At 63.0% G+C, this 15,141-nt stretch carries 15 protein-coding genes and 1 tRNA gene; 13 read left to right on the forward strand and 3 right to left on the reverse strand.

Going from position 1 to position 15,141, the window contains the following annotated elements; genetic code table 11:
- The 12 genes from BFQ01_RS30605 to BFQ01_RS30660 all read left to right on the forward strand — a co-directional run bounded on the left by BFQ01_RS30605 (position 1) and on the right by BFQ01_RS30660 (position 11,144).
- Positions 1 to 1,068 carry a putative urea ABC transporter substrate-binding protein gene (locus BFQ01_RS30605; protein ID WP_065928223.1) on the forward strand — a complete coding sequence of 356 codons (1,068 nt, stop codon included), beginning with the start codon at positions 1 to 3 and terminating at the stop codon, positions 1,066 to 1,068.
- Positions 1,069 to 1,080: 12 nt separating this feature from the next.
- Positions 1,081 to 1,896 (forward strand): ABC transporter permease, encoded by an 816-nt coding sequence (locus BFQ01_RS30610; protein WP_065928224.1) that lies wholly within the window; start codon positions 1,081 to 1,083, stop codon positions 1,894 to 1,896.
- Positions 1,893 to 2,657: an ABC transporter ATP-binding protein gene (locus tag BFQ01_RS30615; protein ID WP_065928225.1), complete on the forward strand. Its 765-nt coding sequence runs from the start codon at positions 1,893 to 1,895 to the stop codon at positions 2,655 to 2,657. The genes BFQ01_RS30610 and BFQ01_RS30615 overlap by 4 nt, the downstream gene beginning before the upstream one ends.
- Positions 2,654 to 3,379: an urea amidolyase associated protein UAAP1 gene (locus BFQ01_RS30620; protein WP_065928226.1), complete on the forward strand. Its 726-nt coding sequence runs from the start codon at positions 2,654 to 2,656 to the stop codon at positions 3,377 to 3,379. The genes BFQ01_RS30615 and BFQ01_RS30620 overlap by 4 nt, the downstream gene beginning before the upstream one ends.
- A gap of 9 nt (positions 3,380 to 3,388) precedes the next feature.
- Complete coding sequence (locus BFQ01_RS30625) at positions 3,389 to 4,018, forward strand: urea amidolyase associated protein UAAP2 (RefSeq protein ID WP_065928227.1); 630 nt, start codon at positions 3,389 to 3,391, stop codon at positions 4,016 to 4,018.
- Between the two features lie 163 nt (positions 4,019 to 4,181).
- Positions 4,182 to 7,787 (forward strand): urea carboxylase, encoded by a 3,606-nt coding sequence (uca, locus tag BFQ01_RS30630; RefSeq protein ID WP_065928228.1) that lies wholly within the window; start codon positions 4,182 to 4,184, stop codon positions 7,785 to 7,787.
- A 47-nt stretch (positions 7,788 to 7,834) separates the two neighbouring features.
- Positions 7,835 to 8,041 carry a cysteine-rich CWC family protein gene (locus BFQ01_RS30635; RefSeq protein WP_065928229.1) on the forward strand — a complete coding sequence of 69 codons (207 nt, stop codon included), beginning with the start codon at positions 7,835 to 7,837 and terminating at the stop codon, positions 8,039 to 8,041.
- A complete protein-coding gene (locus BFQ01_RS30640) occupies positions 8,031 to 8,723 on the forward strand; it encodes a 16S rRNA pseudouridine(516) synthase (RefSeq protein WP_065928230.1) in 693 nt (230 codons plus the stop codon). Before BFQ01_RS30635 ends, BFQ01_RS30640 begins: the two co-directional genes overlap by 11 nt.
- Before the next feature lie 304 nt (positions 8,724 to 9,027).
- On the forward strand, positions 9,028 to 9,912 hold the full coding sequence (locus tag BFQ01_RS30645) for an alpha/beta fold hydrolase (RefSeq protein WP_065928231.1): 885 nt from the start codon (positions 9,028 to 9,030) through the stop codon (positions 9,910 to 9,912).
- Positions 9,913 to 10,022: 110 nt separating this feature from the next.
- Positions 10,023 to 10,096 (forward strand) — tRNA-Gly (locus BFQ01_RS30650).
- A gap of 197 nt (positions 10,097 to 10,293) precedes the next feature.
- Complete coding sequence (locus BFQ01_RS30655) at positions 10,294 to 10,818, forward strand: DUF3833 domain-containing protein (protein WP_065928232.1); 525 nt, start codon at positions 10,294 to 10,296, stop codon at positions 10,816 to 10,818.
- A gap of 20 nt (positions 10,819 to 10,838) precedes the next feature.
- A complete protein-coding gene (locus BFQ01_RS30660) occupies positions 10,839 to 11,144 on the forward strand; it encodes a DUF6482 family protein (protein WP_027604346.1) in 306 nt (101 codons plus the stop codon).
- A gap of 68 nt (positions 11,145 to 11,212) precedes the next feature.
- Here BFQ01_RS30660 and BFQ01_RS30665 read toward each other — a convergent pair whose 3' ends face one another.
- The 3 genes from BFQ01_RS30665 to BFQ01_RS30675 form a co-directional block, all read right to left on the reverse strand.
- Entirely contained in the window at positions 11,213 to 11,452 is a 240-nt protein-coding gene (locus BFQ01_RS30665) for a DUF6124 family protein (protein WP_027604347.1), read from the reverse strand.
- 287 nt (positions 11,453 to 11,739) lie between these two features.
- Positions 11,740 to 12,927, reverse strand: a complete 1,188-nt coding sequence (locus tag BFQ01_RS30670) for an MFS transporter (RefSeq protein ID WP_065928233.1) — start codon at positions 12,925 to 12,927, stop codon at positions 11,740 to 11,742.
- Positions 12,924 to 14,087: an MFS transporter gene (locus BFQ01_RS30675; RefSeq protein WP_065928234.1), complete on the reverse strand. Its 1,164-nt coding sequence runs from the start codon at positions 14,085 to 14,087 to the stop codon at positions 12,924 to 12,926. Before BFQ01_RS30675 ends, BFQ01_RS30670 begins: the two co-directional genes overlap by 4 nt.
- 95 nt (positions 14,088 to 14,182) lie before the next feature.
- Here BFQ01_RS30675 and BFQ01_RS30680 point away from each other — a divergent pair, with 95 nt between their 5' ends.
- A complete protein-coding gene (locus tag BFQ01_RS30680) occupies positions 14,183 to 15,079 on the forward strand; it encodes a LysR family transcriptional regulator (RefSeq protein ID WP_065928235.1) in 897 nt (298 codons plus the stop codon).
- Positions 15,080 to 15,141: the final 62 nt, after the last annotated feature.

Consider the following 15,141-nt stretch of genomic DNA (forward strand, 5'->3'; position numbering starts at 1 on the left):
ATGCCCTCAATCCGTTTACCCGCCCTGCTCGCCGCCGTCTTTGCCGCCGTGCTGAGCGTCCAGGCCCAAGCCGCCACGAAAAACCACTTCAGCGTGTGCTGGACGATCTACGCCGGCTGGATGCCATGGGAGTACGCCGGCAGCCAAGGCATCCTCGACAAGTGGGCGAAGAAGTACGGCATCACCATCGACATGGTGCAGCTCAATGACTACGTCGAATCCATCAACCAGTACACCGCCGGCCAGTTCGACGGCTGCACCATGACCAACATGGACGCCCTGACCATCCCCGCCGCCGGTGGCGTGGACAGCACCGCGCTGGTGGTCAGCGACTTCTCCAACGGCAACGACGGCGTGGTAATCAAGGGCACCGGCAAGACCGTGGCCGACCTCAAGGGCATGAACGTCAACCTGGTGGAACTCTCGGTGTCTCACTACCTGCTGGCCCGCGCGCTGGAGTCGGCGGACTTGACGGAAAAAGACCTGAAGGTGGTCAACACCTCCGATGCCGACATCGCGGCGGCCTTCAACACCGACCAGGTCCAGGCCGTCACCACCTGGAACCCGATGCTCTCGGAGATCAAGGCCAAGCCTGGGGTGAGCCAAGTGTTCGACTCGAGCAAAGTACCCGGCGAAATCATGGACATGATGGTGGTCAACACCCAGGTCCTCAAAGACAACCCCAAGCTGGGCAAAGCGCTGACCGGCGCCTGGTTCGAAGTGGTCGCGCTGATGAACGCCAAGGGCCCCGCCAGCACCGCAGCCCTCGAACATATGGCCAAGGCCTCTGGCACTGACCTTGCGGGCTTCCAGTCGCAACTGGACACCACCCAGTTGTTCGCCACGCCCCAGGAAGCCCTGGCCTTCGCCACCAGCCCACAGTTGCCCGCCACCATGGGCAAAGTCGCCGAGTTCTCGTTTAAACACGGCCTGCTGGGTGAAGGCGCCAAGGACAGCAGCGCCGTGGGCATGCGCTTCGCCAACGGTGTGACCAGCGGCGACAAGGCCAACCTCAAGCTGCAGTTCGACCCCAGCTACGTACAGATGGCCGCCGACGGCAAGCTGTAAGAGGACCCGGCCATGCGCCTGATCAACCGTCACCCGGACCGTTCCAGCCGCCTGTTGCTGGTGCTGCTGCCGTTCGCCCTGCTGCTGTTCGCCTACTTCGTGGGCTCGGCCGAGCGCCTGGCGGACAACCCCAACGACAAGCTGCTGCCCGGTGCCGGGCAAATGCTTGACGCGGTAAAGCGCCTGGCCTTCAACGCCGACACCCGCACCGGCGAATACGTGCTGTGGCAGGACAGCGCTGCCAGCCTGCGGCGCCTCGCCATCGGTCTGGGGATCAGCGCCCTCGCCGGCCTGTGCCTGGGGATCGCCGCCGGCACGCTGCCGCTGTTTGGCGCGCCGTTGTCACCGTTGCTGACGGTGCTGTCGATGGTGCCGCCGCTGGCGATCCTGCCGATTCTGTTCATCGTGTTCGGGCTGGGGGAATTGTCCAAGGTGATGCTGATCGTCATCGGCGTCACCCCCTGCCTGGCCCGAGACCTGGAACAGCGCGCGCGGGAAATTCCGCTCGAGCTGCTGGTGAAGGCGCAGACCCTCGGCGCCTCCACCTGGACCCTGATGCTGCGTGTGGTATTGCCGCAATTGCTGCCGCGCCTGTTGATCTCGCTGCGGCTGATGCTCGGCTCGGCGTGGTTGTTTTTGATCGCCGCCGAAGCCATCGCCTCCACCGACGGTTTGGGCTACCGGATCTTCCTGGTACGACGCTACCTGGCGATGGACGTGATCCTGCCTTACGTGGTGTGGATCACGCTGCTGGCGTGGCTGATGGACTGGGGCCTCAAGGCCCTGACCCGGCGTGCGTTCCCCTGGTACGAAGGAGCGCGGGCATGAGCTTTATCAGCGTCAATAATGTGTGGCAGCGCTATGGCGATCAGGTGGTGCTCGAAGGCCTCAACCTGCACGTCGCCGAGGGTGAGTTTTGCACGCTGGTGGGTACGTCCGGGTGTGGCAAGTCGACCTTCCTGCGCCTGCTGCTGGGCCAGGAAACCGCGAGCAAGGGGCAGATCCTGCTGGACGGCCAGGCCCTCGCCGCCGAGCCGGATGCCAGCCGTGGCGTGGTGTTCCAGCGCTATTCGGTGTTCCCACATCTGACTGTGCTCGACAACGTCGCCCTCGGCCTGGAACTGCCACATTCTCGCCTGCTGGGCCGGCTGTTCGGTAAAGCCAGGAAGGACGCCCGCGAACAGGCTGCCGCGCTGCTGCACAAGGTCGGCCTCGGCCACGCCCTGGACAAGTACCCCGCGCAGCTCTCCGGCGGCATGCAACAACGCCTGGCCATCGCCCAGGCCCTGATCATGAAACCCCGCGTGTTGCTGCTGGACGAACCCTTCGGCGCCCTCGACCCGGGCATTCGCAAGGACATGCACCAGCTGCTGCTGGAACTGTGGCGCGAAACCCGGCTGACGGTGTTCATGGTCACCCATGACCTGAGCGAAGGCTTCAGCCTCGGCACGCGCCTGCTGGTGTTCGACAAGGTCCGCGTCGATCCCCACGCCCCCGGCGCCTATGGCGCGCGCATCACCTACGACATCCCTTTGAACAGCGAACGCCGCAAGGCGCTCGCCGCCGAACTTGGAGCCACGTCCAAATGACCGATTCCACCCAACTGTTCCCACCCTTCGCCGAAGAAATGCTGCCCGGCGGCGGCCACCGCTCGTTCGTGCTCAAGCGCGGCCAACTGCTGCGCCTGACCGACCTGCGCGGCGGCGCCAACGTCAGCCTGACTCTGCTCAACGCCAACGAAAAAACCGAGCGCCTGAACCTGCCCGACAGCCTCAAATGCCAACACACCGCCAAGCTCACCACCGGCCATTGCCTGTACTCGGACATGGGCCGCGTACTGGCCGCGATCACCGCCGACACCTGCGGCTGGAGCGACAGCATCGGCGGTGTGCTGTGCGCCGCCGAAGTCGCCGAGAAGTACGGCCAGGGCCGCTATCAGGAGCTGCGCAACGGCTTCTTCCGCAACGGCACCGACAACCTGCTTGTGGAGTTGGGCAAGTGGGGGCTGGGCCTGTCCGACCTGCTGATGACCCTCAACCTGTTCAGCAAAGTCGCGGTGGATGGCGACGGTGGCCTGCACTTTGTAGCGGGCCATTCCAAGGCTGGCGACTACATCGAGCTCTACGCGCCGATGGACACCCTGGTGGTGCTCACCGCTCTGCAACACCCCATGGACCCGAACCCGCACTACGCGCCGCAACCGCTGAAACTGAGCTGGATGAACGCCGACAAAAGCGTCGCCGAACACTGCCGCACCTCGCGCCCGGAAAACGAGCGCGGCTTTATCAACACCGACCGCCTGTTCGCCTGAGGAGCTGCCATGTCTATCGCACTGAAACAACCGGACGCGGCCGTGTACCGCGCAACCATCCCCGCCGGCGAACCGTGGCTGATGGAGGTCAAGGCCGGGCAGACCCTGCGCATCCTCGACCTGGAGGGCAACCAGGCCGTCGACACGTTGTTCTACAGCGTGAAAAACCCGCGTGAACGCTACGACGTGCAGCGCACGTTGCGCCGGCAGAACAGCGTGTACCTGGGCACCGGCAGCGTGCTGTATTCCAACCTCGGCCAGCCGATGCTGACCATCGTCGATGACACCTGCGGGCGCCACGATACCCTCGGCGGCGCCTGCGCCCAAGAGAGCAACACCGTGCGCTACGCCCTGGAAAAACGCTACATGCACAGCTGCCGCGACAACTACCTGCGCGCCTGTGCCCACGACGGCCGCCTGGGCAAAGGCGACATCGGGCCGAACATCAATTTCTTCATGAATGTGCCGGTGACGGCCGACGGCGGGCTGACCTTCGAAGACGGCATTTCCGCCCCCGGCAAGTACGTCGACCTGCGGGCGGAGATGGATGTGGTCGTGCTGATCTCCAACTGCCCGCAGTTGAACAACCCATGCAACGCCTACAACCCCACCCCTGCGGAGCTGCTGGTATGGAACTGAAACTCAAGCGCCTGCGCCGTTGGCTGTTTGCCCTGTGCCAATCCCGAGCCGGGCAGTGCATCCGCAAACAATAGCGCGCCAATGTGGGATCCACACTGACTGCACGCACTGCGGACGACCGCAGTGCTCCCCCACTTTGCGGGACGGCCCGCAGGGTTTTGCCATGTTCGAAAAACTGTTGATCGCCAACCGTGGCGCCATCGCCTGCCGCATCCTGCGCACCTTGCGCGAGCTGCAGGTCAAGGGCATCGCCGTGTACGCCGAGGCCGATGCGGCGAGCCTGCATATCCAGCAAGCCGACGAGGCCTACAGCCTCGGTGAAGGCGCAGCGGCCGGTACGTACCTGGCGGTGGACAAAATCCTCGCCACCGCCAAGGCCTGTGGGGCCAAGGCGATCCACCCCGGCTACGGTTTCCTGTCGGAGAACGCAGCGTTTGCCGAAGCCTGTGAAAACGCGGGCATCGCCTTTGTCGGGCCGACGCCGCAACAACTGCGGGTATTTGGCCTCAAGCACACCGCCCGCGCCCTGGCCAAGCAACACGGGCTTGCGCTGCTGGAGGGCACCGAACTGCTCGACAGCCTCGCCTGCGCGTTGCTGGCCGCCGACGTCGTGGGCTACCCGGTGATGCTCAAAAGCACCGCCGGTGGCGGCGGTATCGGCATGCGCGTGTGCCGCAGCAGCGTGGAGTTGAGCGAGTCCTTCGAGACCGTCAAACGCCTGGGGCAGAACAATTTCAGCGATGCCGGCGTGTTTATCGAGAAGTACATCGAGCACGCGCGCCACCTGGAAGTGCAGGTGTTCGGCGACGGCGCCGGTGAAGTGATCGCCCTCGGCGTGCGCGACTGCTCGGTGCAACGGCGCAACCAGAAAGTCCTCGAAGAAACCCCGGCGCCGAACCTGCCCGAAGGCATGGCCGAGGCCCTGTGCGCCGCCGCCATCACCTTGGCCAAGGCCGTGAACTACCGCAGCGCCGGCACCGTGGAATTTATCTATGACAGTGCTGGCGGGCGCTTCTACTTCCTCGAAGTGAACACGCGCTTGCAGGTGGAACACGGCGTCACCGAACAGGTATGGGGCGTGGACCTGGTGCGCTGGATGGTGCAACTGGCGGCCGGGGAAATGCCGCCGCTGAACACACTCGAGTTAACCCCCCGGGGCCACGCGATCCAGGCGCGCTTGTATGCCGAAGACCCGGGCCGCGATTTCCAGCCGAGTCCCGGCTTGCTGACCTGTGTGGATTTCCCGCTGGCCGAAGGCCTGCGGATCGACACCTGGGTGGAAGCCGGTTGCGAGATCCCGCCGTACTTCGACCCGATGATCGCCAAGCTCATCACGTGGGCGCCCACCCGCGAACAGGCGCGCCTGGATCTGCACCGGGCGTTGAGTGACAGTCGGTTGTACGGCGTGGAAACCAACCGCGATTACCTGCGCCAAATCCTGCTGGCCGCGCCCTTTGCCAATGGCCGGCCGTGGACGCGGTGCCTGGAAGACCTGGTCTACGTGGCCGACACGTTTGAAGTGATCAGCGCGGGCACGCAAACCAGTGTGCAGGACTATCCCGGCCGCCTCGGCTACTGGGCCGTGGGTGTGCCGCCGTCGGGGCCGATGGACAGCCGCTCGCTGCGCCTGGGCAATCGCCTGCTGGGCAACGACGAGGGAGCAGCGGCGCTGGAAATCACCCTGAGCGGGCCGCTGCTACGCTTCAATTGCGCGGCGGTGGTCGCCGTGACCGGTGCTGAAATCCCGCTGCGGTTGAATGATCGAGCCGTGCCGATGAACACCGCGCTATTGATTGAGGCCGGGTCGGTCCTGAGCCTGGGCACCCTCGCCGGCGCCGGGGCGCGCAGTTACCTGTGCCTGCGTGGCGGGCTGCAAGTGCCGGACTACCTGGGCAGCAAAAGCACCTTCACCCTCGGCCAGTTTGGCGGGCATGGCGGGCGCGCCTTGCGGGCGGGCGATGTGTTGCATCTGTTGCCGTTGGAAGACCGGAACGCCGGGCAACGATCAGTCGCTGAACCGCTGCCGGAGGTCCGCACACTGCGGGTGATTTATGGCCCCCACGGCGCGCCGGAATACTTCCTGCCGGCGTATATCGACACGTTCTTCGCCACGCAGTGGGAAGTGCATTTCAACTCCAGCCGCACCGGTGTTCGGCTGATCGGGCCGAAGCCATTGTGGGCGCGTACCGATGGCGGTGAAGCGGGGTTGCATCCATCGAACATCCATGACAACCCCTATGCCATCGGCGCGGTGGATTTCACCGGGGACATGCCAGTGATCCTCGGGCCGGATGGGCCAAGCCTGGGCGGTTTTGTGTGCCCGGTGACGGTGATCGAGGCAGACCTTTGGCAACTCGGCCAGCTCAAGGCCGGTGACAAGATTCGCTTTGAACCGGTGGACCTCAAGACCGCCCGCGACCTTGCCCTGAACTGGGATCAAAAGAATGCCGAAACCCTGTGGGAGCAGAGCTTGCTCGCGATGGGACCAACTCGGTCCGTCGCCGGCATCGAGCAATTGGCATCCCCCATCATCCTGGACATCGGCCACGCCGACACCCGCCTGGTCGCGCGCCTCGCCGGCGACACCCACCTGCTGCTGGAAATCGGCGCGCCGGAGCTGGACCTGGTGCTGCGCTTTCGCGCCCATGCCCTGATGCAGGCCCTGGAAACCCGAGCATTGAAGGGCGTGATCGACCTGACGCCCGGGACCCGCTCGCTGCAGATCCACTACCAGCCCGAACAACTGCCCCTGGCCGACCTGCTGGCACTGATCAGCCACGAGTGGACCGCCGTGTGCACCCGGCAAAACCTGCAAGTGCCCTCGCGCATCGTGCACCTGCCGCTGTCCTGGGACGACCCGGCATGCCAGCTGGCCATCGAAAAATACATGACCACCGTGCGCAAGGACGCCCCGTGGTGCCCGAGCAACCTGGAGTTCATCCGTCGCATCAACGACCTGGCCAACCTCGATGAAGTGCGCCACACCGTGTTCGACGCCAGCTACCTGGTAATGGGCCTGGGCGACGTCTACCTCGGCGCGCCGGTGGCCACGCCGCTGGACCCGCGTCATCGGCTGGTGACCACCAAATACAACCCGGCCCGCACCTGGACCGCCGAAAATTCGGTGGGCATCGGCGGCGCGTATTTGTGCGTGTACGGCATGGAAGGGCCCGGCGGTTATCAGTTTGTCGGGCGCACCTTGCAGATGTGGAACCGCTATCGCGAAGTGGCGGCGTTTGACGGCAAGCCGTGGCTGCTGCGCTTCTTCGATCAGATTCGGTTCTATCCCGTGAGCGCGAATGAGCTGGTACGGATTCGTCGGGATTTCCCCCTGGGACGCTTCGAGCTGGATATCGAGGAGAGCACCCTGAACCTGGCGGATTACCAGGCATTTCTTGCGCGGGAAGCCTCGGGGATCAGTGCTTTTCGTGAACAACAGCAACAGGCCTTCAATGCCGAGCGCGAACGCTGGATCGCCAGCGGCCAGGCGCATTTCGACAGCGAAGAGCTCGCGGCGCCAGCGGCGCAAGACACGCTGCTCAAGGCCAATGAATACAGCATCGACAGCCCTATCGCCGGCAACCTCTGGCAGGTGCCGGTGGCCGTGGGTGCACGTGTTGCCGCCGGGGATGTGCTGGTGATTCTGGAGTCGATGAAAATGGAGATCCCGGTGCTGGCGCCCTTTGCCGGGGTGGTGCGGGAAATCCCGGTGCAGCCGGGCAGCGGCATTGGCGCCGGCCAACGGGTCGTGGTGCTGGAACGGGACTGACCGGCGCTGTATCGTGCAGGGACTTCCGAGACCCTGCCCCAGCGACCATGACCACGCCAACCCTTTGCCCCGCCTGCGGTGCCCGCAACGATTGCACCCTGGCCGACCCACGCACCGCCGACCAGCCGTGCTGGTGCTACAGCGTCACCATCGACCCGGCGGTGCTTGAAGCGCTGCCCGATGCATTGCGCAACACAGCCTGCCTGTGCCCGCGCTGTGCTCAGGCGGATGAGCAGCTTCGCAATGCGCGTTGACCGTTTCCTCAGCAACCTGCCGCGTTTCAATCGCCAACAAGTGCGCGTGTTGCTGGTGGAGCGGCGGGTGACGGTGGATGGCGTGGCAGTCAACGACCCGCATCATGAAGTGCGCGAATTCAGCCGAGTGTGCGTGGACGATGACGTGCTGCAGGTGGGTAAAGCGGCGCGCTATTTCATGCTGCACAAACCCCAGGGCTGCGTCAGCGCGACCTCGGACCCACAACACCCGACTGTCCTGGACCTGCTGGATGAGCCGGACAAAGGCGAGCTGCATATCGCCGGCCGCCTGGATTTCAACACCACCGGCCTGATGCTGATCACCAACGACGGCCAGTGGTCGCGGCGCCTGACGCAACCGCAGACCAAGTTGCCCAAGGTCTATCGGGTAGAGACGGAGCAGGACATCGGCCCCGAATACGCGGCAACCTTTGCAGCGGGCCTTTATTTCGCCTTTGAAGACCTGACCACGCAACCGGCCGAGCTGGAGCTGCTGGGGCCACGCCTGGCACGACTGAGCATCACCGAAGGCCGCTATCACCAGGTGAAGCGCATGTTCGGGCACTTCAACAACAAAGTGATCGGCCTGCACCGTGAGCGAATGGGCCCATTGGGCTTGGATGCGGCCCTGGCGCCCGGCAAGTACCGGGCGCTGTCCGAGGAAGAAATCCGACAGGTCTGACGACCGTTCGGCCGGTGATGGCAAAAACCCATTTGTGTGACTTGCGGCATCCCCGGTCTACTGCTTGAATCAAACCGTCAGCCAAATTATGACTGACGAGTCGCCTATAACCTCCAAGAAACACCTTGCCCCGCCCGCGCTTGATCCACGGGCCTCCCAGGCAAACAGCCCGCCCTAACAACAGCCGTCGGCCAGCCGTCATCGGACCGACATGGGCTCTCATCTTCCAGGCGTATGCCTACCTGTCACAAAGCTCGTGCAGAGTGATCTGCGCGCCCTACCCGCTTGCCAGGAGTCTTACGACATGAGGCCAGAAATCGCTGTGTTGGATATACAGGGTCAGTATCGGGTTTACACGGAGTTCTACCGCGCGGATGCTGCTGAAAAGACCATCATCCTGGTCAACGGCTCGCTAGCCACCACGGCCTCCTTCGCCCAAACCGTGAAAAGCCTGTACCCGCAATTCAATGTGGTTTTGTACGACCAGCCCTACGCCGGTCGCTCCAAAATCCATAACCGTCATGAGCAAATGCTGACGAAGGAAGTCGAAGGCCAGATCCTCCTGGAGCTGATCGACCACTTCGCCGCCGAGCACGTGCTGTCCTTCTCCTGGGGCGGCGCCGCCACCCTGGTGGCCCTCGCCCAGCGGCCACGGCGTGTGGAAAAGGCGGTGATCAGCTCGTTCTCGCCAGTGATCAACGCGCCAATGCGCGACTACCTCGAGCGTGGCGTCGACTACCTCGGCAACCTCGACCGCGACCGCGTCGGGCACTTGATCAACAGCACCATCGGCAAACACCTGCCGTCGCTGTTCAAGCGTTTCAACTACAAGCATGTGAGCAGCCTGGCCGAGCACGAATACGGGCAGATGCATTTTCACATCAGCCAGGTACTGCACAACGACCGCCTGTGCTACCTCAAGGCCGCGCGGCAGATCGATGTGCCGGTGCTGTTTCTGAACGGCGAATGGGACGAATACACCAGCGCCGAAGACGCCAGGCAGTTCGGGCAGTACGTGACGAAGAGCAGCTTCAGCACCATCCAGGCGACGGGGCATTTCCTGGATATGGAGCACAAGGCCGCCTGCCGGGACAGCCGGGACGCGGTGGTGGGCTTTTTGAAACCGGAACGGCAGTCCAGCCGATTGCGTTATCACCAGGGCCAGACGCAGCATGCATTCGCCATCTGAAATGAAGGCTTGCCGTGGCGAACGGACCTGCTCGCCACGGCAAGCTGCACAAATTCCGAAGAAAAACTTCAAATCCCGGCGCACATCTGGTACAAAGTCAGCCGCTCTGAGCGGGTGTCGTATAATGGCATTACTCCAGCTTCCCAAGCTGATAACGAGGGTTCGATTCCCTTCACCCGCTCCACTCAGACATAGATTCCACGCCGGCAGGGTTTTGGCGGGGGGTGCATAAAAAACCGGTCCTTGGTGGCCGGTTTTTTTATGGGTGGGATTTGAGATTCAAAAATAGAGTGCGCACAAACCTGTACAAATTTTACTTCTTGTACAAGTATCATGCTTCGAGCGGCGGCACTTCGCCCCGCACCTTCGAAGAGCCAAGCCATGACACGTCTACTGTTTTCACTGTTGCTGGTCGTGAGCTTGGCCAGTTGCAGCAACGTTGAGGTCGACCACTACGCCGACCAGCAACCGAAACTGGACCTGGAGCGCTTCTTCAGTAAACCCGTGAAAGCCTGGGGCATCTTCCAGAAGCGTTCGGGGGAAGTGGCCAAGCGCTTTGAGGTCGATATCGCCAGCCGGCGCGAGGGCGACGCGTTGATTCTGGATGAGCGTTTCTTGTACAGCGATGGCACGCGTCAGCAACGGGTGTGGACACTGACGCCGGACGGCCCAGGGCGCTGGCGCGGACGAGCCGGGGATGTGGTGGGCGAGGCGATCGGCGAAGTGGCGGGTAATGCGCTGCGTTGGCGCTACCGGCTCAATCTGCCGGTGGATGGCTCGGTGTACGAAGTCAGCTTTGACGATTGGATGTACCTGATGGACGAGGACACCTTGATCAACCGCTCGAGCATGTCCAAGTTCGGTGTCGAGTGGGGTCAGGTCACGCTGTTCTTTCGTCGCCAATGAGCCCCAAGCGAGGGTCAATCATGAATATGCAAATGCTGGCCGAGCTGGCCGGGAAAGGCGAAATACGTGAGCTGGAGTTGCTGTCCCTGGAGGGCGGTTTCTATATCGCTCGCGTCAGGCTGGAGCACGTCGAGGCGACGTTACTGGACGATCACGGCAAGCCGATGCGCATCGGGTCCACCACGCATTTACGCGACCTGTTGCAGCGGGTTCCGCCGTTTCCTTGCGTACTGGTGCAACACTGCGTTCACGATGAAATGTGCGGTACGCGTGAAGGGCCTATCGGTGCGTTGCGCATTCCGTTTTCGCTGGCGGCGACACTGTAAATCCTGGCTCCCCTCCCCCGTGGTATGGGCGGCCTGGGAAGGCAAGCCGTTTACACCGTACGGGTGACCTATGCGGCTCGGTCCACGCGGTCCTGAACAGCCTCGACCAGCAGCAGGCCCAGTTCAATCATTTGCTGAATGGCCAGGGCCAGGTAGCGCTGTTGAGAGGGCAGGCTTTCGACGAACTCGTGGGTCATGGCACCTGCACCGGCGATGGTTTCGTAGGCGTTGGCGAGCAGCGCTTGAGTGTCGATTTCGGGACGGACGCTGAACAGTTTTACGGATGGATTGCATGAGTCAGTACACATCTGTTGATCCTCGTTAGGGACCGCATACCAGAGCTACTAAACAATGGGTGGCGGCTGTACGCAGGTTAGTAGACCGGCGAATCAACGAAACCGGCGCGCCCGAAGACGCCCTGCGTGCAGCCACCATAAGAGCAGCTGTACGCCGTTGATCGTATCGGGCTACTAAACCCGACCGCTGATGGGCAGCGGCTGACGAACCTTAAAGAGGTCGCCCAAGACGCACAACTCGGACGAGTCTGATCGTTGTGTAGGCAATGCCGCAAGGTTCAACTCTACGTTCTGACACCTCACTTTTCCTCCCCCCTCTGCACCACCCACGCCAACGGCAACGTCACACCCAACATCCCCGCCAACACCATCACCGCCACCGGCACGCCCAGCACATCCCCCACTGCACCAAACACCACCGGCGCCAACGCGCCACCGCCAATCGTGCCGGTGTAGAACAGCGCAAACGCCTGCTCGCGCTTGCCCGCGCCGGCAAGGTCGGGCACGGCGCCGTACAGCACCGAGGAGGTGCCATTCAGTACCAGCCCCAACAGCGGCAGCATCACCATCAACCCGCTGAGCGGCAGGTACACCGCCGCGACGATCAGCACTGCAGTGCTGGTTTCCGTGATCCACACGGTCTTCATCATGCCGATGCGTGCGCCGAGGTAGCCGCAGAACAGTTTGCCGAAGGCACCACCGATGAACAGCAAGGTCAGGGCGAGGCCGATGCCAGCAGTACCGGCGCCTTTGGCTTGCAGCAGGAACGGCAGGAAAGTAAGAAATCCCATGCGCACGGCGCTGTCGAGGGTGCCGGTGAGGATCAGCGCGCGCAGGCCCGTGGCGGAGCCGCTACCCCTGAGGAACTCGGCTTTTTTTGTGGCGGTGGATTCGGATGCTTGAGCAGGAATCAGCCACCACAACAGCCCCGCCGCCGCCAGGCCAAGCAGGCCCAGCAACGTGGCACTGGCCCGCCAACTGATGACGGTTAGCAGCAGCCCGACCAGACCAGGAATCAGGGTTTTGCCGATATCGCCGGAGAAGTTGTACTGGGACAGCGCCTGCTTGATCCCACCGCCGTCCTCGTAAGCGTCGGTGATCATCGACGAGGCCAATGGGTGCTGGGTGCTGGCGCCCAGGCCGCCGAGCAGCAGCGCCACCAGCAACACGCTCAGCCCTGTCGCCTGGCCCACCAACAGGTAGGCGACACCCGCCAACGCCGTGCCGCCCACCAGCATCGGTGTGCGGCCCCAGCGTCTGGCGGCGCGGCTGGCCAGCAATTGGAACACAGCCATCATCCCGGAATAGGCACCCCGCAGAAGGCCGATCTGGGCGTAGGACAAGCCGAACTGAGCCTGCCAGACAGGCAGCAAAACGTAGATCACATCAGTGAGCCCATCATGCACGGCATGGGCGCTGCAACCGGCGAACAAGGCGCGACGGCGCGTCGATGATTCGGGCGAAGGCACAGCGACGGTGTCGTTCATGGTGCAGGAATCAGCTCAGGTTTAAGGGGCTTCCAGCCGGTCAAGGCGATCAACAAGGTCAGCAGCTGGAAACCGATGATCAGCACCACGCACCCGACCCAGCCCCAGCGCTCCCAGATCAGCGCCGGGACAATGGCGCCGCCACTGCCGCCCAGGTAATAACAGGTGAGATACACCCCGACAGCACCCGTCTTGTTATCGCCCGCGGTAGCGGTGATAAACCCATTGGCGGCCGCCTGGGCGAGGAACACACCGGTGGAACTGAACGCCAGGCCGACTACGATGCACCAGAGGGAGGGCATCAGGGTCAACGCCGAACCACTGACGCCCAGCACGGCGGCGACACCCAGCAGTTGGGCATGGGGCCGGGCTTTGCTGAGGCGTCCAGCGATGGGGATCACGATCAACGCCAACAGGAACACCATATAGAGCGTCCCCAACGCTGCAGGCCCAAGGTTGAACGGCGGCAGGCCCAAGTACAAACCTGCGTAGGTAAACGCCGCGACTTGCGAAAACAACACGCAGAAACCTACGGCGTATGCCGCCAACAGCGGCCTGCGAAATACACCTGACGAGGAGGCTTTAACCTGCACGGTCCGCGGGCGGTTGGCCGGCAACAGAAACTGGATGAATCCGCCGACCATCAAGCTCAGCACCGCGAGCACTTCAAAGGCCTCACGCCAGCCCACATACTCGGTCATGACTCCGGTGACGAAGCGCCCGGCGAACCCGCCCAACACGGTGCCCGCGACGTAGAGACTCGTCACCTCCGTGACCGTGCCGCCGCTCCAGCGGTCGCCGATGTAGGCCACACTGGTGGCGAACAGCACCGGGATCAGCATGCCCTCGACAAAGCGCCACACCAGCACTTCGGCAAAGCTGTCGGCATAAGCGGTCATCAATGCCGGCACCGCCAGCAGCACAGCGGCCACCGAGATCACCGTGCGTTGTGCAAAACGTCCGGTCAGGCGACTGACGAAAGGTGCCGTGATCGCCACCGCCAGGGTGGTGACGGTGATGCTCCAGCCCGCCTCCTTGGCACTGATATGAAAGTGCGCAGCGAACGTCTGGAGGATGCTTTGGGTCGCATAGAGGTTGAGAAACGCCGCGCAGCCACACAGGAACAGGGCAAGGCGGGCACAATGCAGGCGCAGTTTCATGAAACCTCTCGTTTTATTTTGAAAGGTCTTTATAGAATGGCCGGCAGGTCTTGAACCAATACCGAATTCCGACCGATTGATACCCAAGGATCAGGATGCTCGACCTACGCAAGCTGCGTTACTTTCTGACCGTCGCCGAAGAATTGCATTTCGGTCGCGCCGCCCTGCGCCTGCACCTGGCCCAGCCGCCTTTGACCCGGCATATTTCAGCGCTGGAGGCAGAGTTGGGTTTCAAGCTGTTCGATCGCACCAGCCGCACCGTGACCCTCACCGCACAGGGACGCTCGTTCTTGCCCTATGCACGTGGCGTGTTGGAACAGGTGGAGTTGGCTCAGGTGATTGCCGGGAAGTTGGCAGCAGGGACAGCGGGTCAACTGGCCTTGGGCTACGTCAGCTCGATTGCCCTGTCGGACCTGTTCAGCCAATCGATCCAGGCCTTCGCCCAACGCTTTCCCGATGTGCAACTGACCCTGGTGGAATGCGCCTCCGGCAGTCTCGGTGCGCAAGTGGCCGATGGACGGCTGGATATTGGGTTGAGCCGGCTGTTGCCACAAAACGACGCAGTGCAAGCGCTGTCGTTGGGCGAGGAACCCTTGGTGGCAGCGGTGTCGAGTGACAGCCCGTTGGCCAGCCTGGCCGACATCAGCCTGGCGCAGCTCAGTGCCTATCCTTTGATTCTGTTTCCAGCCGATTACGGCTCGGGGCTGAACCAGTCCATCGAGCAGCTTTACCGCCACCATGGCGTGCCCCTGCATGCCGGGCCGACCGGACGGCAGATCACTTCGATCATTGCACTGGTGGCCGCCGGGCAAGGGGTGGCGCTGGTACCGGCCTGTACCCGGAGTTTGATGAACAAGGGCGTGACTTATCGGCCTTTGGTGGAGGCGGATGCGTGTGCGCAGTTGTTGGTGTTGACGCCGACCGAAAGACACAGTGTGTTGATTGACGCGTTTCTTGCCGTTATCGAAGAGGCATTACACATCCGGCAATGACCCGAAAAACCCCGCAATATCTCCCCGCTGCGCCGATCCCACTCGCTCTTACACTGCATTCA

This window comes from Pseudomonas sp. 8 R 14 (assembly GCF_900005955.1).
GTDB lineage: Bacteria > Pseudomonadota > Gammaproteobacteria > Pseudomonadales > Pseudomonadaceae > Aquipseudomonas > Aquipseudomonas marginalis.